General features: G+C 57.2%; 18 protein-coding genes. 6 read left to right on the top strand and 12 right to left on the bottom strand.

The window, feature by feature from the left end; translation table 11 throughout:
* Positions 1–101 precede the first annotated feature (101 nt).
* Positions 102–1,628 (top strand): uroporphyrinogen-III C-methyltransferase, encoded by a 1,527-nt coding sequence (gene cobA / locus M4951_RS07645; RefSeq protein ID WP_262025891.1) that lies wholly within the window; start codon positions 102–104, stop codon positions 1,626–1,628.
* Positions 1,629–1,653: 25 nt separating this feature from the next.
* Here the strand turns inward: cobA and M4951_RS07640 are convergent, their stop codons facing one another.
* Positions 1,654–2,721 carry a prenyltransferase/squalene oxidase repeat-containing protein gene (locus tag M4951_RS07640; protein ID WP_262025890.1) on the bottom strand — a complete coding sequence of 356 codons (1,068 nt, stop codon included), beginning with the start codon at positions 2,719–2,721 and terminating at the stop codon, positions 1,654–1,656.
* A 256-nt stretch (positions 2,722–2,977) separates the two neighbouring features.
* Here M4951_RS07640 and M4951_RS07635 point away from each other — a divergent pair, with 256 nt between their 5' ends.
* Positions 2,978–3,679 (top strand): hypothetical protein, encoded by a 702-nt coding sequence (locus M4951_RS07635; RefSeq protein WP_262025889.1) that lies wholly within the window; start codon positions 2,978–2,980, stop codon positions 3,677–3,679.
* A gap of 15 nt (positions 3,680–3,694) precedes the next feature.
* Here the strand turns inward: M4951_RS07635 and M4951_RS07630 are convergent, their stop codons facing one another.
* Complete coding sequence (locus M4951_RS07630; RefSeq protein ID WP_262025888.1) at positions 3,695–3,877, bottom strand: hypothetical protein; 183 nt, start codon at positions 3,875–3,877, stop codon at positions 3,695–3,697.
* Positions 3,878–4,141: 264 nt separating this feature from the next.
* Between M4951_RS07630 and M4951_RS07625 the strand changes: the two genes are divergently transcribed.
* Entirely contained in the window at positions 4,142–5,287 is a 1,146-nt protein-coding gene (locus M4951_RS07625; RefSeq protein WP_262025887.1) for an aminotransferase class V-fold PLP-dependent enzyme, read from the top strand.
* A 19-nt stretch (positions 5,288–5,306) separates the two neighbouring features.
* Here the strand turns inward: M4951_RS07625 and M4951_RS07620 are convergent, their stop codons facing one another.
* From M4951_RS07620 to M4951_RS07605, 4 genes are all read right to left on the bottom strand, one after another.
* Positions 5,307–6,191, bottom strand: a complete 885-nt coding sequence (locus M4951_RS07620; protein WP_262025886.1) for a dihydroorotate dehydrogenase electron transfer subunit — start codon at positions 6,189–6,191, stop codon at positions 5,307–5,309.
* Complete coding sequence (locus tag M4951_RS07615) at positions 6,188–7,693, bottom strand: pseudouridine synthase (RefSeq protein ID WP_262025885.1); 1,506 nt, start codon at positions 7,691–7,693, stop codon at positions 6,188–6,190. Before M4951_RS07615 ends, M4951_RS07620 begins: the two co-directional genes overlap by 4 nt.
* A 178-nt stretch (positions 7,694–7,871) precedes the next feature.
* Entirely contained in the window at positions 7,872–8,144 is a 273-nt protein-coding gene (locus M4951_RS07610) for a membrane or secreted protein (protein WP_262025884.1), read from the bottom strand.
* A gap of 77 nt (positions 8,145–8,221) precedes the next feature.
* Positions 8,222–9,193 (bottom strand): type I phosphomannose isomerase catalytic subunit, encoded by a 972-nt coding sequence (locus M4951_RS07605; protein WP_262025883.1) that lies wholly within the window; start codon positions 9,191–9,193, stop codon positions 8,222–8,224.
* 281 nt (positions 9,194–9,474) lie between these two features.
* Between M4951_RS07605 and tatC the strand changes: the two genes are divergently transcribed.
* A complete protein-coding gene (gene tatC / locus M4951_RS07600; RefSeq protein ID WP_262025882.1) occupies positions 9,475–10,551 on the top strand; it encodes a twin-arginine translocase subunit TatC in 1,077 nt (358 codons plus the stop codon).
* 15 nt (positions 10,552–10,566) lie between these two features.
* Positions 10,567–11,592 (top strand): alpha/beta hydrolase family protein, encoded by a 1,026-nt coding sequence (locus M4951_RS07595; protein WP_262025881.1) that lies wholly within the window; start codon positions 10,567–10,569, stop codon positions 11,590–11,592.
* Here the strand turns inward: M4951_RS07595 and coaD are convergent.
* Positions 11,589–12,092: a pantetheine-phosphate adenylyltransferase gene (coaD, locus tag M4951_RS07590; protein WP_262025880.1), complete on the bottom strand. Its 504-nt coding sequence runs from the start codon at positions 12,090–12,092 to the stop codon at positions 11,589–11,591. The genes M4951_RS07595 and coaD overlap by 4 nt on opposite strands.
* Positions 12,085–12,735, bottom strand: coding sequence for a hypothetical protein (locus tag M4951_RS07585; RefSeq protein WP_262025879.1), 651 nt, complete (start codon positions 12,733–12,735; stop codon positions 12,085–12,087). The genes coaD and M4951_RS07585 overlap by 8 nt, the downstream gene beginning before the upstream one ends.
* A 279-nt stretch (positions 12,736–13,014) precedes the next feature.
* Between M4951_RS07585 and M4951_RS07580 the strand changes: the two genes are divergently transcribed.
* Positions 13,015–13,548 (top strand): hypothetical protein, encoded by a 534-nt coding sequence (locus tag M4951_RS07580; protein WP_262025878.1) that lies wholly within the window; start codon positions 13,015–13,017, stop codon positions 13,546–13,548.
* A gap of 214 nt (positions 13,549–13,762) precedes the next feature.
* Here M4951_RS07580 and M4951_RS07575 read toward each other — a convergent pair whose 3' ends face one another.
* The 4 genes from M4951_RS07575 to M4951_RS07560 form a co-directional block, all read right to left on the bottom strand.
* Positions 13,763–14,695: an ABC transporter ATP-binding protein gene (locus M4951_RS07575; protein WP_262025877.1), complete on the bottom strand. Its 933-nt coding sequence runs from the start codon at positions 14,693–14,695 to the stop codon at positions 13,763–13,765.
* Between the two features lie 11 nt (positions 14,696–14,706).
* On the bottom strand, positions 14,707–17,334 hold the full coding sequence (locus tag M4951_RS07570) for a hypothetical protein (RefSeq protein ID WP_262025876.1): 2,628 nt from the start codon (positions 17,332–17,334) through the stop codon (positions 14,707–14,709).
* A gap of 136 nt (positions 17,335–17,470) precedes the next feature.
* Entirely contained in the window at positions 17,471–18,085 is a 615-nt protein-coding gene (locus M4951_RS07565) for an NTP transferase domain-containing protein (RefSeq protein WP_262025875.1), read from the bottom strand.
* Between the two features lie 546 nt (positions 18,086–18,631).
* Positions 18,632–19,687 carry an XdhC family protein gene (locus tag M4951_RS07560; protein WP_262025874.1) on the bottom strand — a complete coding sequence of 352 codons (1,056 nt, stop codon included), beginning with the start codon at positions 19,685–19,687 and terminating at the stop codon, positions 18,632–18,634.
* Positions 19,688–19,691: the final 4 nt, after the last annotated feature.

Here is a 19,691-nt window from a genome sequence, read left to right as displayed (position 1 = left end):
GTGCCAAGTTCTTGGCAAACAAGATGTTGGCGTCTTGTGAAACTTGCCCTGAAGGGGTTCAATCGATAGGGATTCGCCAACCTTAGCCCTTTGAAATCGGAATGCCGAAAATACCTTCCCATTCCCGCGGTAAAGTCTCTCTCGTCGGCGCTGGGCCAGGCGACGCCGGCTTGATCACCCTTCGCGGCGTCGAGCTATTGGCCGACGCCGATGTGGTGCTTTACGACTATCTCGCCAACCCCTCCCTGCTGCGGCATGTCCGCAGCGACGCTCAGCGGCATTGCCTGGGTAGACACGGGCAAGGAAAGCTCTGGTCGCAGCAAGAGATCAATCAGGCGATGGTCGACGCGGCCCAAGCGGGACTTCAGGTGGTCCGCCTGAAAAGCGGCGACCCAACCATCTTTGCCCGCGCGGCGGACGAAATCGACGCGCTGAAGCAAAACGACATTCCGTTTGAAATCGTCCCCGGCGTGACCACGGCGCTCGCGGCCGGCGCTTGTGCCGGAGTTCCCGTGACCGACTCCCGTTTCGCTTCGGCAGTCGCGCTGGTTACCGGCAGAGAGAAGCCGGGCAAATCGGACGACGCGATCGACTACGCCGCGCTGGCCCAATTCCCCGGAACGCTCGTGATGTACATGGGCGTCACTTCGGCGCCTGCCTGGTCAGCGGGACTGATCGCAGGCGGAAAGTCGACGGATACTCCCTGCGCCATCATTCGTCGCTGCAGTTGGCCCGATCAAGAAACCTTTCAGTGCACGCTGGGCGAAATCGCCGACCATCTCCACTCCGGCTCTAAGATTCGCCCCCCGGTGATCGTGGTTGTGGGAGAAGTCGCGCGCGAAGCCTCGGCCGACAACTGGTTCCAACAGCGTCCGCTGTTTGGCCAACGCATCTTGATTACGCGTCCTGAACATCAAGCCGAAGATCTGGCGCACACGCTGGCCGAACTCGGCGCCGACGTTTATTTGCAACCGGCGATTCAGATTTCACCGCCCCACGATTGGACGCCGGTCGACGACGCGATCCGTCGTTTGCACGATTTTGAATGGCTCGTTTTTTCGAGCGCCAACGGCGTCCGTTATTTTCTGGATCGGCTCTTCGCGTTGGGAGATGATCTGCGTGCCGTCGGCCATCTGCAGATAGCGGCGATCGGCTCTGGCACCGCCGACATGCTGGCCGAATATCATCTCAACGCCGATGTGATCCCGGCCGAATATCGGGCCGAATCGCTGGTCGCATCGCTCCAATCCGCAGCCAACGAGCAACGCTTCCTACTGCCGCGGGCTAGTCGTGGTCGAGACGTACTGCCAACAGGTCTAACCGCCGCCGGCGGGGAAGTCACCGAGATCGTCGTCTACCAAAGCGACGATTGCACGACGCTTTCGCCAGAGATTATCGAGGCCTGGGACGATCAGCCGATCGACTATGTGATCGTCACCAGCAGCGCGATCGCCAGAGCGACCGTTCGTTTATTGGGAAATCGAACGCAGCAAACCAAGTTTGTCAGCATCAGCCCGATCACATCGGATGCACTACGCGAATTGGAAGTCGAACCGGTCGTCGAGGCGACGCTCTTTACGATGGAAGGGATCATCGAGGTGCTGAAACAGCACGTTAGCGAGAACTAACTTACCGCGACGACGCGATCAACGACTAGCGCTGATAGATCGGCAGGAACCCGTAGTCAAGCTGCATCATGATCAAGTTGCAGGATGTGACGTAGATCGGACCGACGGTCGAATCATCCCAAGCGCCGTCATTACGCTGCTTGCGGACAATCTCGGAATAAAGCCGATCGCGGAACGTTTCCCAAAATTCGCGATCACGAAAGCCTTCGCGATAGACAACTTGAGCGTAGTACAGATAAGTGTAGTGCCAGTGGCTGAACGCTTGCTGCTGCGTCTGAATCTGGTGCAGGTTGTCTTTGCAGTATGCAATCATCTTATCGACGACGTCGCCGCCATACTCGCCGGCATTCTGCAAGCAACAAATCGAAGCGGCCGTGATCGCCGGTCGCGAAGTGCCCCGATTTTTGGAGCTGTACGAAATGCCGCCGTCCGGATTCTGGCAGCCGTAGATGTATTGCTTGGCTCGTTCGACCACTTCTGACGGAACGACAATCCCGGCGTTGCGACAACCGCGTAGGCCTTGCACTTGCGTGATGGTTGTCGAGCCTTCGTCGAAATCATTGCCATCTTTCGCACTGACGTAGCCCCAACCGCCCGAGGTGGTCTGCGCGGCGACGGTAAACTCGACCGCTTTGGTCAACGTGTTGATCAGCTCTTCGCGTCGATCTTCGTCTTCTTCTTCGCCGAGAACTTGCGAGAGGAAGAGCATCGAAAAGCCGTGCCCGTAGGTGTAACGATTGTCGGTCAACGGATCGCCGATCAAACCGTTGTCACGCCGTTTACTGTAGATGAAGTCAGTGACGCGGCGAATGTTCTTAGCGTACGGCCCTTGCGTCGTCGTCGAACCGGAGGAGATCAGCGCTGTGCCGGCCAGCGCCGCCATTGCGGTTGGATAGGCCTGACTGGCCCAATGTCCCATCCGAGTTTGGGTGCGTGCGACCCAGTCGAGCCCTTTACGGGTCGACGTGAGCCAATTGGTACGCAGCACGTTGTCAGCAGCGGCGAGTGACGAATTTCCGGCAACTCCAGCCGCTAGGGGAAGCCCTGCAGCGATCCAGCGAAGTGCGGTTCGGCGATTCAAATTTTCGGTCATCGGCTTTCCTCCGGAAAGCGGCGGAACTTTCCTGTCCTTTATTGTGGCTCATCCCGCAGCTTACGGCTATCTCTTTCCTTCGTCGCAGAGAGTGACCCGATAGTTCATTTCTGGGCGCGTGCCGGCAAGGTTTTCCTAATTCCATCAAACCGCCTTCCCTGCCTGAGACGAGATCCGGCCAAATCCTTCACCCGCAAAATCCTTACGACCGATCCAGAAAACAGGTCCATTCTGCAACTTATGACGGGAGAATCCTATGCGACTTGGGGGTATGTTAACCAACCGTCTGGTAATTACGATCGACCTCCAACTCTCTGCTCCCTCGCTTCAACTGGCCCAGCATCGACGTCTCCATGACGCCGCCCGGACGTTGATCGACCAGCTGGCCGAACATCAGCTGCCTGCGACATTTGGGCTGTCACGCCCCGGCTATGGCCAACTGGCGAATTGGATTGCGACCCAACCGCAGCACGAAACAGCCCTGTTGATGCAGCCCTCCAGTGATTGGCGACAATGGGGGGGGCAAGGATTGATTAAGGAAGTTCGCCGCCTGGCAGGGCACTCGGTTCGCTCGGTGTTCACGCATTCCCCTCTGCATCAGCGGCAAGCCAGTGCTTTGCGGTCTGCCGGCGTTTTGGCGATTCGCAGCAGCGGCGGCGTGCTGCAGGGAATGTCGCAACAACATGGACTGGCGCTATTTGAGCCGAGCATTCAAGCGCCAAAGCTACTATCGCGACTGACCCAATGGCTTCCCCAACGCTTTGATTTCGCCAAACCGGGTCCGATGCAGATTATGCGAATTTGCGGCGAAACTGTCGCCAATTCAGGCGTTTGGGCGGCCGATCAGGCGACTCGCGCCATCGAATTCGCGGCGCGATTTAGAGATCAGGGGGGATCGGTCGAAACGCTAGCGGCTTGCGCCAGCCAGCTCGAGCAAGCGACGGCCAAAGCCGCGTAGCAAGCTGGTCACGAACTATTTCAGTTCTCGAAACGTCGTAAATGCGAGAAATGCGACGATGGCTGATCCGACGACGAAGGCGACATCCATCGTCGTACTGACCCCTTTGAAGGGAACCCCTATCGCCAAATCGAGCGCAAACACCAAGAATATGAGAATGGAAATGGCCATTCCCGTGATTGTTAGCGCTTTCGGCATGCGGCGACTCCTGTTTGGCCCCTGCACAAACCTGGTGAAGTTTTCCCAGATCTCCCAGACGGTGTAGTATAACTCGCCTCCGCCAGATGTCACCCTGGGCGTGGGAAAAGTCCTTTCTCGCAACAACTTGCGGAGAAAACACCGACATCGTGGAAGAGGAGAAACGAGGATTATTGATGACGGCCGGGGGTTTTGCAACCGGCGAAGAGATCCTTATAGTACGCCGTAACTATTTCTCTCGCAAGCTTTTGGAACACTGCAGTCATGAGCGCCCCCTCTCTCTGGGACCAGTTTCGTCAAGAGATGACCATTGTACCCCAATGGGCTTACTTTGATCACTCGTCGGTTTCTCCCCTCCCTCGGCGAACCGCTGCGTTGATCAAGCAGTTTGTGGACCAGGCCGCTGCCGGAGGAAATCTGCATTGGCCCGAGTGGGCGGCGACGGTCGAAAAGACGCGGGGGAAGATCGCTTCGCTGGTCAACGCCGACGTCGAAGAGATCGCGCTGCTCCCCAATACAACGCACGGCGTTTCGCTTGTCGCCGGCGGATATGCGTGGAAACCAGGAGACAGCGTCGTCGTCCTCAGTAACGAGTTTCCGGCCAATTTATACGCATGGATGCATCTAAAAAGTATCGGTGTCGAAGTTCGCCAGGTCGAAGTGACTGGACCTGGTCCAACGCTGGACCAGATCGCCGCCAAGATTGATTCAACCACCAAGATCGTCGCCGTCAGCTGGGTCAGCTATTCGACCGGGTTTCGACTCGATATCGCCAAACTAACCGAACTTGTCCACAGCAAAGGCGCCCTGCTGTTTGTCGACGTGATCCAAGGATTAGGCGTTTTCCCTTTTGATGTCAAAGCGACAGGCGTCGATTTTCTCGCTTCGACCAGCCAAAAATGGCTGCTGACCCCCGAAGGCGCCGGCATGTTTTACATTCGCTGCGAGCACTTCGACAAATTGCGCCCGCTGTTTGTCGGGCCTACCAGCATGGCCAAGCCTTACGACTATGATCGGATCGATCTGAACTTCAGCGACACCGCACGTCGCTTCGAAGGAGGATCGAAAAACATGGTCGGCTACATGGCGCTGGGAAGCAGCTTAGGGCTATTGATGGAACTTGGCGCCGGACCACAGCAATCAGCCGTTGCAGATCGCGTGCTGGAAATCGGCGATCTGGCTTGCGAGCGATTGCAGTCGATCGGCGCGTCGATTTACTCCGATCGAGACGGCGACAATAGGTCGGGCATCATCTCGTTTGAGTTCCCTGGACAAGACCCGCATCAGTTGCGTAAACGATGTGTGGACGCCCAGGTCGGGCTCAGCGTGCGAAGTGGACGGCTTCGAATTAGCCCCCACGGCTATACGAATGCGGACGACGTTGACCGCCTGATCGCAGCGTTGTCTTAAGCGTCGAAAGCGACTCGGACTATTCCCAGTCAATCTTTTCGGCAGCGAAGATCGGACCTTCAACGCAGGTTCGTTTGTAGTCCCAACTGCCGTCGTCCTGGCGGACCTTAGCGACGCAGGTAAAGCAGATGCCGATGCCGCAAGCCATCGGCGTTTCGAGAGAAACCCAGCACGGCACGTTGCGCTGTGCGGCGATCGTGGCGACCGATTCCATCATCCGCTCGGGTCCGCAGCAAGCGATCTGGACGCCGGATGTTGACTCATCTAACGCCGCATGGAGCAGATCGGTCACCAGGCCGTGATGCCCTGCCGATCCGTCGTCGGTGCTGATTTTGACATCGACGCCGCACGCGCGAAAGTCTTCGACTCCGGCCAAGTAATCGGCTGAGCGAGCTCCGTAGCACATCGTGACTTTGCCGGCCGAGACGTTCTGTCGCGGCGGATCTCCGTACGCTTGGCGACCGAGATATTCTTTGCCGAGCGCTACAAACGGCGTTTGTCCGATGCCGCCGGCGACCATGATCAGATGATCGACTTGTTGCCCCGGAAATCCGTTCCCCAGCGGGCCCCAGACTTCCAGACGTTGACCAGGCGCGCAGCGCGCCAACTTGCTCGTCAGCTTGCCATGCACGAGATACACGACATCGATACCGACCGCCGCGCCGCTGGCGTCACAATAGACGTCGTACATCGCCAAGGGTCGACCGAGCAGCGGATCTTGCATGTCGGCCAGACGCAGCATGACAAACTGCCCCGGCGTGATACTGGCCGCCAAGCTTGGACACGCGAAACGAACTCGATACGTATCACGCGCCAACTGGACGTTTTCGACCACTTCCACCGTCAGCTGAACGGCCTGGTCGGCGTAGTACGCGGCATGCAGCGGATTGCAGTTCTCGTTCACTTGCGGCGTTTCGTCTTTTTCTTGGTGAATGTCTTTTTCTTATCGTCAGGATTCTTCACGTACTTCGTGCGCGTGCCGCCGCGTTTGCTCTTCCGACCGCCCCGTTCGGTTTCGGCCGCAGCCTGACCAAAGGTCGACTTCTTCTTTTTGGGAGCGCCCTTCTTGGGGCCTCCTTTTTTGGGTCCTCCCTTTTTTGGAGCTCCCTTTTTTGGAGCTCCCTTGAAGCCGGTTCCCTTTTTGGCGAACTTCTTCTTGGGGGCGCCGCCGGCTCGAGATGCGTTTTTCTTCCCTGAACCGCCGCCTTTTCCAGATGACCAACCCAACTCGGAGATCGGACGACCTTCGTCATCGTCGTCGTCATCATGGGAGCCAAAGGACTCTGAAAAACCGCGGCTCTTGGTTGGACGGCCTGCCGATTTATCGATCGAGCGGCCCTTCGCAGGCGGTCCCGACTTCTTGTCGAACGATCGTGATGGGGAGTCGCCGCCGATCGTTTTGCCGTAGGTCCGCTTCTGGGGAACGGAGTCAAACGACCGATCTTTCGAAGCAGAACCTGTTGGTTTTCCTGTCCCGGTCGATTTTCGAGTTGGTTTGCCTGCAGGTCGGCTCTTGGCGCCGGTCCCGGTTGGCTTCGCACCGGCGCGTCCCTTCGCGATGGTCTTCGTCTCGGGGAAAATCGGACGGTCTTGCTCGCCTGAAGTCGATGATTTCCGAGGTTTCGGTTTTTTCGGTCTGCCGGCGCCAACGCCGAACGCCGCATCGCGCAGCGCCTTGGTCTCGGCGCTTTTCAGTTCGCGGAACGCACCTTCGGGCATTTCTCCCAAACGCAACGGCCCCATCGCGATACGTTTTAGGCGAAGCACCTTGTGCCCGATCTTCGCCATCAAACGGCGAATCTCGCGATTCTTCCCTTCGTCCAGAATCACTTCCAGCGTCGTACTTTGCTTGTTTTTCCGTTTCATCACCACGCTGACCGGCTGGACAAAGCCTTCGGCCAGATGAACGCCGCGGCGCACAAACTTAATCGCGTCAGGCTCGGGATGGCCGGCGACCTCAACGCGATAGGTCTTTTCGATTTCGTAGCGGGGATGGGCCAAGCGGTTCGCCAATTCGCCGTCATTGGTGACGACAATCAGCCCTTCACTGGCGCGATCCAATCGCCCGATCGTGAACAGCCGGACATCTTGCGGCACCATATCGATCACGCGGGTTCGCCCCGCCGGATCAAAATTGGTGCTAAGCACGCCAGGCGGCTTGTTCAGCATGTAGTAGATACGCTTACCAAACTTCAGCCGTTGCCCATCGACCAGGATCTCCTGATGTTCGGGATCGACCTTCATGCCGAGTTCGGTCACGAATTTGCCGTCGACTTCGACCCGGCCTTCTTGGATCAGCGCTTCGCACTTGCGGCGGCTGTCGATGCCGGCAAAAGCCAAGACTTTGTGCAGACGTTCGAGCCGCAGAGGGGCAGGATTGTCAGATTCAGCGGGGTTTTCAGGCATAACGGCTTTGGCGGCTTCGGCGAAAACCCCCATTTTATCCGCTACCGCCCTCAAAGCACAGGCGCCGCGGTGATCCGCGAAAAGGAGCTCTGAAAATGGGGTCAGGTCCGAATTTCGCGGCGAAATTCGGACCTGACCCCATTTTCAGACGGAGCCCAATTCGTCGCCCTATTCGGCCTTACGGAAGAAATCGGGAGTTGGCGCCGAAATTTGACCCGTCGTTTTGGACTGCTTCGGCCACGGGACGATCAAAATCGCGGGGACGACCTCCCAGAACCTCGGGGCCGAGGTCATTGTTGGTATATGGATCGTAGGCCATGGCACGTTGCTGCTGCTGTTGCATCGTGCCGGGGTCGAACAACGGAGTGCGCTGCAACGGCCAGCATCCGGCGCATTGCGATACCGCCAAAACCGCAACGGTGGCGAGCGCGAGTGGTCGCAAATTCAACATGCCGGAGCTCCTCCATGAAAATACCAGGCGCGAGTGTAGGAACTTCCGGTGACTGACGGAAGAGGAATCGATGCTAGCTACGTCGGCAGATACATATCCAGCAAGGTCGATGGAGAATTGGGAACCAGCGTCACTGCCGAACTCGCTGCGGGAAGCAGCGTTGTCTCCCCCTTCCCCAGTTCGAACGCTCCGGCGGGATGCTCGACCGTAACAGCGCCGTCGAGCACCGAAAGGATATGAAAACGATCGTCTCCTCCGCTGATCTGATTTTCCGTCACGCGGCGCCGATCGAGCACAAACTTGTCGCACTCGACCAAACGTTCGACGCTTGGCGCTACCGCGATCGGCGTTTGCAGCCTCACAGGCCCTTGGGCGAAATCGATCGTCTCGAGCGATTGTTGAATATGGAGAGGTCGCGAGTTGCCGGCGGCGTCGGTTCGATTCCAGTCGAACAAGCGATAGGTCGTGTTGCTCGACTGCTGGATCTCGGCGACCAGCAACCCTTTCCCCAGCGCGTGAACCGTCTGGGCCGGAATAAAGACGCAGTCCCCGGCTTGCGGCTCGATCACATGCATGTGATCGAGCAGCTGGTTTTGTTCGATCGCTTGCTGCAAAGCGTCGCGGTCGACGTTCGCTTTCAGCCCGACGAACATCCGCGCCCCCGGCTCGGCGTCCATGATGACCCAGGCCTCGGTCTTGCCCAAGTCAGGAGGATCAAGCAGCGCCCCTTGCGCGTCATCGGGGTGAACCTGGATCGACAGGTCGGTGTTGGCGTCCAGAAATTTAAAGAGCAGCGGAAATTGCTCGGTCGCCTGATGTCGCCCAAACAGTTGCTTGCCGTAAAGCCGAACCAGCGCTCCCAATGTTTGTCCAGCGAGCGGTCCGTTGGCGACCACGCTTTGATCGTCCCCATGGTCCACGACTTCCCAACTTTCGGCAAATACCCCATCCGCGTCGATCGGCTTGCCCAGTTCGGTCCCGAGTCGGCGACCTCCCCAGATATACTGTCGAAACTTCGGCTGGAACCGCAGCGGGTAGTCGAGAGTCACTTTGCGAGTCCTTGGAGGCGTCGTTGGTAACGATTATTTCGGTCGTACGGCGGCCGTTTTGGCGCTTGGTTGCCATTTTCGCAGGTCGATGTTAGCATAAAACTCGTGGTTCTTCCTCGCCCGCCCCTGAACCGTCAGGGCCTGAAGCCGCTGGAATTTTGACCAGCGGTATCTTACGGCGCCGAATCGCACCTATGGTCGATGACGCACTGGCGTTTTTGATCCTCTGTTGACGATCCACCCGCGCAAACGATGACGGATTCCGTATCCGGAGATTACCCATGGCGAAGAAGATCAATGACGACCTGTTCGAAGGATCGGCGATGACCTTTGGGGAGCACCTCGAAGAACTTCGCTCCGCTCTCTTCAAATCCATTCTCTGGCTAGCCATTGGTCTGGCGATCGGCCTGTTGCTCGCGAATCAGGCGATTCATGCGATCGAGAAGCCGGTTAAAGACGCGTTGGTCAAATACAACCAACTGCGCACGCTGCAGCGTTTGAAAGACCAATTGAAAGAGCAAACCGGCAACGAAACGATCAGCCAAGAAAAAGAAACCGAACTGCTGCAGATCGCCAAAGCGAATCAGTGGTCCCCGGAGATCTTGTACGTCGAGCCGGCCGAGGTAAAACGAATCTCGGACCTCAAGGACAAGCCGTCGCCGGCGCTTAATCCCGAAGCGATGGGCCAGATGGATCTGGATGAAATGATCAAAGACCTGGCTATCGTTCCCCAAACAGCGCCAGTCGCGATGGTCACGTGGAAGAAAACCGAGGCGTCGCTCGTGGCGCTGAAGGTCGAAGAAGTCTTTATGATCTGGCTCAAAGCAGGCTTGGTCTGCGGTGCGATCATCGCCAGCCCGATGATCTTTTGGCATATCTGGCAATTTGTCGCGGCCGGTCTCTATCCGCATGAAAAGAAATATATCTGGATTTACCTGCCGTTTAGCCTGGGGCTCTTCTTCGGCGGCGCCGCATTGGCCTACTTTTACGTCTTTGCGCCGGTGCTCGAATTTTTGTTCAGCTTTAACTTGGCGCTGGGGATCGACCCCGATCCGCGGATTAGCGAATGGATGAGTTTCGCGCTGTTGCTGCCGCTGGGCTTCGGAATAAGCTTCCAATTGCCGCTGGTCATGCTTTTGCTAAACCGAATCGGCATGATCGAGGTAAAGTCTTATACCGAGCATTGGCGCATCGCGATTTTGGTGATCTGCGTCCTCTCGGCGCTGCTGACCCCGGCCGATCCGCTCAGCATGCTTTTGCTGGCGGTTCCCCTCTCGTTCCTGTATTTTGGCGGAATCGGCCTTTGCCTCTGGATGCCTGGTCGTCGGGCTCCGTTGGCGCCAATTCGTCCATCCTAAATAAGTGGAAGTCCTATGCCGAAGCGCTTGTTCACTCTCGGAATTTTGTGGCTGGCGCTGGTGAGCTTTCCAGCGAACGCGCGTCCCGCTGATCTGTCGATCGCCATCGGAAAATCGTTTCCGGCGATCGATACGCTGGCCGATATCGAAGAAAACGACGCCGACGCTCGGGACTGCCTTCACGGACTTTGCTGGCCCCGCGTCGAGTTCACCACGGAGGTGGAAACGCCGCTCAAAGGACGCGGCGATGCGCTGGTTCGCTTTCCCTCTCCGCTGACAACCGGCAGCGACAAAAACGACCGCGTCGCCATGCAGTGGTACGCCGCTCGGGACGAACAAGGACACGCGACCAAAGCTCCGGCCATCATCGTCGTCCACGAGTCAGGCAGCGCAATGACGATCGGCCAATTGATGGCCAAAGGGTTGCGAAACCAAGGATTTCATACCTTCATGATTCAGTTGCCCGGCTATGGTTTGCGGAAAGAAGGAAGTCGCAAGACCGACGGGGATCTCTTCCTACTGCGCATCAAGCAATCGATCGCCGATGTGCGCCGTGCACGTGACGCCGTCGCCGCTTTGCCGCTGGTTGACGCCGATCATATCGCCGTCCAGGGGACTAGCTTGGGGGGATTTGTCGCTAGTGACGCGGCTGCGCTCGACTCCGGTTTCGATAGCGTCTTCTTGCTCCTCTCCGGGGGCGACATCACCGATATCTTGCAACATGGCGAGCGCGAATCGGCGGAAGTGCGCAAGAAGCTGGAAGCGTCCGGTTTCGGCGGCGAGCAGTTGCCGAAACTGGTCAACCCGATCGAACCGCTCCGCATCGCGCATCGCTTGAACCCGCAGCGGACCTGGCTCTACTCAGGAACCTACGACAACGTCGTGCCTCTGAAGAATGGAATCGCACTTGCCCAAGCGGCGCAGCTTGCTCCCGAGCATCACATCCGCATGAGCGCCAACCACTACTCCGGCGTCATCTACATTCCATATGTGTTGAACCACATTCGAGAAGGAATCGAAGCGACGGTCGGCGTTGACTAAACCGACGGGATCTTGCTGCGAACGTCGGCGATGATCTCCCGCGGGACGAACTTGGCGAGTTGATCGTCGCCGGCCAGCGGAGTGATCTGCTTCAGCAAACTGCTGGAGACGTGGCCATATTCTTCGTCCGCCATCAGAAAGACGGTCTCAATACCGGGATCTAACTTGCGATTGGCCATCATCATGGTGAATTCGCCGGCGATGTCGGTCAAGGGACGAATGCCGCGGATCATCGCCCGCGCGTTGACCGAGCGGACAAAGTCAACCGCCAGACCCGAGAAGTGGAGCACGTCAATATTGGGAACATGCTTGGTGACGCGGCGGACCAGCTCGACCCGTTCTTCCGCGTTGAACAGTCCCACCTTTTGATCGTTGGTGCCGATGCCGATGATCAAGCGATCGACCAGGCGACTGCTTCGCTCGATCAAATTCAAATGGCCTAGCGTCACCGGATCGAATGAGCCGGTGTAGACCGCGACTTTGGGATTTTCTTCAGACATCGGGGCTGGCTTCGTTGGGGGCATGTTCTTGATAGAGGGCACGTACTTCCGGCTTGGAGAAGTACCGCAGAGTCATGAAATAATAACCGAATTGCAGCAGCAAAAAACCAGCGGCCGACGCGATGCCGATATAAAAACCGACGTTCATCGCAATGTACATAATGTTGGGTGCCCTGTCGTCGCTATCGAAATCCTGAAAAACCGTTTGCAAAGCGTGATAGATGTCCATTTGCATCAGGACGACAATCACGGCTCCTAGCAGATCGGTCACCGTCGAAGCGATCACGGCGCACTTGATCCAGAGATCGCCGTGCGGGCGCAGTTGGAGCGCTCGAAACGACGCCCATAAAAGCAAACCGGCGACGAGGATTCCGAGCGGATATAAGGCCAGTTGGTAAGCGAGGTATTTGCCTTGAATCGCGACCATTAGTTGCTGGTACTCGATCACCTCCGCCGGCGCTTCGGCTGCCGCGTTCCCCTGCGACAATTTCGGATTGATCAACCAGGGTAGCCCTACCAGGAACGATCCCAACTTGACCAACGCCACTACGACGCCTGCGATCGCCAGCCCGGTTAATAAACTCGGCGCCTTAGAATTTGAGACTTTTTCAGCAACAACCAGGTCTTCGTCTGCAGTGGACATCGGCATTGCTCTTGAAAAAAAGATTTCGATTCGTCGAGTCAGCGATCTCCATCGTACTCTCCCCCGATAGCGCCGGTCCACGACCTCCGCTTCTAGTGCCGGCGCCGCCAGCAAGAAGGGCGTTCGTACCGCAAATTGTTTTTTTTCGTTGAACTTGACCCTCAAAAAATATCGAAACTATACTGGAAGTACTGGCATATCCCGACGACTTGCGGTTTACGTGCGCCACGATTGGTTATCAGCGGCAAACGAACAACAGCGACTAGGAGGCCGAAAGCCATGAGCGACAACGAGCGCAGCTTCAACGTACGTCAGTTCTTTGCAGGAGTGACCGAGCACACGTTCTACACCAAGCTTGGGGTTCCTAACCCCAGACTGATCGACTATCTAACCGAGTTGCTCACGCGGTTCGTCAACAACGAAGTCGTGTTCCGTATCCGCGGCCTGACCGGCAAACCGTTGACCGAGGTCGCCCAAATGATGATCGAAGCGGAGGCGCGACTAGGAAACGCGCGGCGTGACGCTCACCAGCACATCGGCGACTTCATTCTCTTTTGGTCCGGCGTCTATCCCGAAGCGCTCAAGCGAATGCGCCGCGAAGACCGAATGGACCACCTAATCAACTATTGGGCCGAGGGAAAACGCGCCTATCACGCCGCCAGCGAGATCCAATCAGGCTACGACAAGCCAGGCGCCGAACTGCTGGACGAACTGAGCGACAAGTTTGAATTGTGCGCTTACGGTCTGGGAGAAGTCCGCCGCGAATGGGAACGCCGCGACGACGCAGGAAACGGGCTGATGCTGTTTGGGTAGAGCGCATAGAGTTGGCGATCCAAATACGGATTGAAGTGCGAGCCGCATTCCCTCGCTCGCGCTGGCGGGCTAGTGTGACAATTTTTGGTGGATGCTGACCTTGTTATTTCGTTCTTCATCCGGTTCAACACCTCCTTCATTTCCAAATAGCGCAACTCCAAAACGCGTGCGTCGGGCTACGAAGAATAGTTAGGGCAATTTCAGCGTCGAAAAACTACGTCACCAGCCCTTTGGTCACCATCATGAAGACGTCTTCTAACGTCGGATCTTTTTCGGCGTAGCTGCGCACCTTGACGCGGTTGGCGAGTAATTTCTCTAACAGCGCCGCAACTCCATTGTCGTCGGTTTGCAGTTCGCAAGTGATTAAATTGCGACTGGATTCGAAATCGACATCGATACAGGAAGGCTCGCTCCGAATGATCGACAGCCCTACGTCGAAGTTATCGACCAGCTTGATCTGCAAGATCCGGTTTTTGCGAATCCGGCGGTAGACTTCATCGATCGGACCGTGCATCAGCAACTGGCCCCGCTCGATAATGCCGACCGAAGTGCAGCAGTCGGCCAATTCGGTCAGAATATGGCTGGAGATGAGAATTGTTTTTCCCATCTTCCGCAACTCTTTCAGCAGCGCTTTGACTTCCAATCGGGCGCGTGGATCAAGGCCGCTCGCCGGTTCATCCAAAATCAATACCGGGGGATCATGCACCAACGTCTTGGCTAGGCAAAGCCGTTGTTTCATCCCGCGTGACAAGCCGTTAACAAAGTCATTGCGTTTGTACGTCAGATCGAGCAGTTCCAAGACGTCGGTGATCACCTCTTTGCGCCGCGAGCGCGGGATGCCGTAGGCGACGGCGAAAAAGTCGAGGAACTCCCAGACCTTCATGCCGTCATAGACGCCAAAGTTGTCAGGCATATAGCCGACGCTGTGCCGGACGTCCATCGGATCTTTGGCGACCGAGTAGCCGTTGACCGTGCCGCCGCCGCGCGTCGCTTTCAGCAACGTCGCCAGATAGCGAATGCTTGTACTCTTACCGGCTCCATTGGGACCGATAAAGCCAAACATCTCGCCGGCTTCAATTTTCAGATTCAGGCATTCGACTGCGGTAAATGCGCCGTAGTCTTTGCCGAAGTCGATCAGCTCGATCATAGGGTGTCGATCTAATTGGGGCCGTCTTCGGGTAGTAATTCGATGCTGTCGGCGCTGTCTTGCAACACCTTCTCCGGCTCTTGTCCCAAGACCCGCCGCGTATTGACATCCCCTTCCGGGTCCGGCAAAGATGCGTATTGCAGGTGCGCTACAACCAGCGTGCGCAATGTTCGTTGCGGCGCCTCAGGAGTGATCGTGACGCCGGGTACGTCCTGATCGGTCCAACCGATCAATTGCACGTCATCCGTTTGCAGATGACGAACATCTTTGGCCACATTCAGCAGTCGCCGCAAGCTGACCTCCGAATCTTGAGTATCCGGCGAAAAGACCTTCGATTGATTCCACTCAGGACAAACGCTCCAGGGGTCGGTCATCGGCTCAAAATGAATTGTCTTCGTTTCTTTGGGATTGAGTTCGCCGATCCAGGCGATTTCCAACGCTTCTTCTGATTCGTGGTTAACGCGTCGCATGACGGCGGCGTCATGAATCGCCAACTCGCCGCGATAGATGACTTCGGCCGACTCCTGGCCTTCTAGCGGTTTCCAGGAGAAGACCGCCTCATCGGCGAGCGACAGCATATATTCGCTGTGCATCCGCCCAGTCGAGTTCGACATCACGTTGAACCCGGTCAGCGACGCGGACAAGCCCTCTTGATCAAACCGAACCTCGGTCGTCAAATCGCCAAATCGAGTCGGCGCCACCTGGCCAGATGCAAACGTCAGCGGCAACGCCAACGCCGACGCTTGATCAAACTCAGAGTGATAGCGAGTCGACAAAGAGGTATACAAAGAGGTGTAGCGGGCCATGTGCGCGCGGTGATAGTTGGGCTGGATCTCAAGAATCCCGATCTCGGTTCGATTGCGGGCGAAACCAATATCGAGCTGCGCCAACTTGATCACGGCGAAAGCGCCGACGATCGCAATCACCGGGGCCGCGATCCAGGCCCATTCGACGCGACCAATACACCAGAACACGCCCCAGTTCAATGGAACAAGAACCAGCAAATAAACAGCCGTAACCCGCAAGATGAAGGACGCGTCAGGAATGTCGATTCCAGAAGCTTCCACCAAACATTCTCGCGCGGCGTTGGCTGCGCCGCTATTGTCGTTCCAAGCGGCGACGCCTGCGTCGGTCGCGACAAAGCCGGCATCGGGAAGCACGGAGATCGTCACATCGTCTTGCTCCTCCCTGGCGAGTCCCAGCCCCAATTGGTTGCTCTCGACGGGAGGATTCTGCTGCGCGAGCCCGTGCTCCTCTCGATATTTGTTGTCCAATCGATCGTAGCGGCGCGACGAACTCTCGACGTCGCGGCTGAAGTAGCGCAGTTGCGACACGGCCAACGGATCGTTTCGCGCACGCGAAGAGTCCCACCGCGTCGTGACAAATTCGATATCGGTCGCCACGAAGCGACGGGACGGTCGACGCAAAATCGCGGCGTTAAAGAAATTGTCGAAGTTTTTCCATTGCTTCGTAATTCGCGGATCGCGAAGCTGAAAAGCGGTGACCGTGATTCGTCCCCTGCCGACACGACGTTCCGCGACGAGATCGGCCGTATCCTGGACGAAATAGGCGTCATCCGCCAGCTTCAATTTGACGCCGCGAGCGGGCGCATCTCCCAATTGAAGGTCGTAGCGTTCTTTCTTGTTATTGACGCGTTCCTCCATGACATATTTTTCGTTCCAAGGCTCAAAGCGAGCCTGGTCCAGTTCTTCGGCGCCGTCGGACTGAGCCGGAAGATAGTCGGCCAAAAAGCTGAGTCGCAGTCGATCGAGAGAACCAGGACCGCTGATGATCAACTGACCGCCCCAATGGAGCCAGTCGATCAGCGCCTCTTGCTGATAGGTCGTCAGCGCCTGCTGATCGATGTCGTCCCAGACGATGACGGCGATGCTGGTCCAGGTCAGCGGATTTTCGGGGAGCGGCGTGCGATCGATAATTTTGGGCGTCACCACGCGATAGTGCGGCGCCGATTCATTTTGATCCATCGACGCCGATAGCGGTTTGACCGTATCGAGAGCGCTTAGATATTGGTACTCGTCCGAGTTCGCGGCCAACACCACCATATAAAACTGATGTGCCGGCATCGCCAAGGTCGGCAAGACTTCGGATTGAACCGCGCCGCCGCCTCCGCGATCTTGCAGTCGACACAACAGCCAACGACTGTTCGACATATTGTTTCCCGGATTGATTTCCGGCACATAGTACGTGACGTCGGACCAGCTCTCTTGCCCCTTCGCGAGCGCAATGGGTCGCGTCGCCGAAAAGAAATAATTGGTCCCCGGCAACGGAATCGAACCGCCGGTTTGATTGGTCGTCTTCGAGTAGAGTTCGCCCCGATAGTCGTAGGCGTTCGCTTTCAAGCGAATGCTGCCGCTGACCCAATGCCCCGGCTTGATATAGTTGCCGGGCCCGCGATCATCATAAGGCAGCGCCCGAAACTCTGGCGGCTCAAAGTCCGCTTTCCTTTGCTCTTCCTCTTGTCGCTTCTTTTTCGCCGCCTCTTCCTCGGCCGTAGTTCGCCCGCGCAAGCAGCCGCTGCAACCGGGCACGCTGACCACAATCGCCAATCCCAACAGAATCGCCATCGTTGTGGACCACGACATGCTCCAACGAGCATCGGAGACGAGCTTGGTGGACATACACGAGATTGGCTTCGGCATAGCGGAATTCGCGGGAGGAGCGTCTCGGTCGGAAGGAGAACATGCGCCGCGGCAAGCGGTTCGTAGCAACTGCTTCAAGTTTAGAGCCCAGCCCTCTTTGGCGAAAGTGATTGAACTATTTTTCCGGTTTTCTTTCACGCGGTTCCAAATCGCCGGGAATGTCAACATCGTGCGGCTTGGCGCTGGGCATCCCGATCGCGCGCCACTCATTTTTCGCGAACAAATCGCGAATCGTCTCGGCCGCCGACAATTTTGCGACTTGCTCGGCTATTCGCCAAGGAAAAAGGACGGGATGACTCCTGCAATCGTTATAGGTCGCCGCCAAGATCGGGCGCTGCAGCGGATCATAGGCGTCCAACAGCGTTTCAATCGCCTGCGCGTCGAGCGTCGGCAGATCGGCCGGCGCCAGCATCCACACATCCTCAGAACTCGGCGTAAATTTTTGCGAAATATGCTGTAAGCCTGCTCGGACCGAATCGACCATCTCTGGCAGCGGCGTCTCCATGATCGCCAGTTCGACGTCCGACGTTTGCAAATGCGCTCGCAGCGCGGCATGATCCGCGCGCACGATGACCACCACCTGATCGACACCGCCGCGACGCCAAGCTTCGATCACGCGGTCGATGATCGGCTTCCCGTCAAACGAAAGCAACAGCTTGTCGCTTCCCATCCGTCGGCTTCGTCCCGCCGCAGGCACAATCGCAAAACTGCGAAAACTACACTGGCCCATGCGTCTGTTTCTCCCATCCCAAGTCGCACGTTTTGAAGTGACGCAGGTCAGAAAAAGAGTAGGTCCGGAAGCCCAACATCTTCTTAGCCCGTTGCGCAAGTTTTGAGGTTGCGCTATTTAGAAATTCAGGAAGTGTTGAACACGGGTGAAGCACGATCAAACAGGGTCCGAATCCACCGAAAATCGTCACACTAGAGCGCTTTTCAGCAAGCTGAACAAAGAGTCCCCTGTCGTCTAGCTTCTCCCCCAAAATCAGCCGCACGGCGTTAGCCGCGGTTTCTGACAGGAACTCTTTGTCGACGGAAAATTGGAGACAAAAACCGCGGCTAACGCCGTGCGGCTGATGTCGATACGTGCCGCGCAGCACCCTCTTCACTTTCAATCGTTGGAAAATCAAAATGGGTCAGCTAGCGGAAAACCGTCACACTAGCCCGCTGCGCGAGCGAGGGAATACGGCTCGCCACTTCAATCCGTGTTAGGATCGCCAACTCTATTCCCTCGCTGGCGCTGGCGGGCTACGAAGAGTATTGTGCGGTCGAGAATTCCTCATCTATCGCAACTCCTCAGATCGCGCGAACGTGCGGCGCCCAAATTACGAACCGAGATCAGCTCGGCGACAATGCTGATTGCAATCTCCGGCACGGTCTGCGAACCAATCTCGACGCCAACCGGAGCGAAGACTGCGGCCAACGACTCCTCAGAAATCCCCTGTTCGCGCAGATCATCAAAGATCAGGCGAATCTTCCGGCGACTGCCGATCATACCAACATAGGCGGCGCCCCGATCGACCAATCGCAACAGCGCTTCTTCGTCATGGTTGTGTCCGCGGGTGACAATCAGGCAGAAGTCACGCGCATCGATTTCGAGTTTCGGCAACTCTTCTTCCAACTTTCCCACGATCCGCCGCTGGGCCGAGGGAAATCGTTCTGGCGTCACGTACTCGGCGCGATCATCGCAGATCAGAATGTCAAAATCGGCCTCTTGAGCGAGCGCCGCAACCGCTTTGCCCACATGCCCGCCGCCGACGATGATCAAGCGACAGCGGGGCGGGTAAGGCAAATAGGCGATTCCCTGTTCAACGCGTGGCCGCGGTCGCTGCTGAAAAGGTTCAATCGAAGCGGCGATCGCTTCATCCGCCAGATTTTGATCACAACGCAAACTGGCGATCAGCTTAGAGTCGATATCAAAGAGCCGCAGTTCGTGCGATTCTCCTTCAATCCGAATCGCTTCGGTTCCCCCCTGCTCTGCTACGGAGAACAGGCGTTCGTAATAATCGCGCGTTGCGGCGTCCTTTCCAACCGGATCCATCAAAACCTTCATTCGACCACCGCAGATCAGGCCATCGTCCCAACCATAATCCGAGTCCAAATGAAACGTCATGATTTCCGGCTTGGCTTGCAGAAGGAGACGCAGCGCCTGACGCCGCACCTCCGCTTCGACGCAACCTCCGCCTAACGTGCCGGCCTGGGCGCCGTTGGGATAGACCAACATTGCTGCGCCCGGCTTTTGCGGAGTGGAGCCGCGCGTTTCGACCAAACGACACAAGACGACCGGCTGGCCGTCGTCAATCGCTTGTCGGAGTTGACTCTGCACGTCACGCATGAGC

The organism is Blastopirellula sp. J2-11 (genome assembly GCF_024584705.1).
Lineage (GTDB): Bacteria > Planctomycetota > Planctomycetia > Pirellulales > Pirellulaceae > Blastopirellula.
This window is presented reverse-complemented; position numbering and strand designations above follow the sequence as displayed.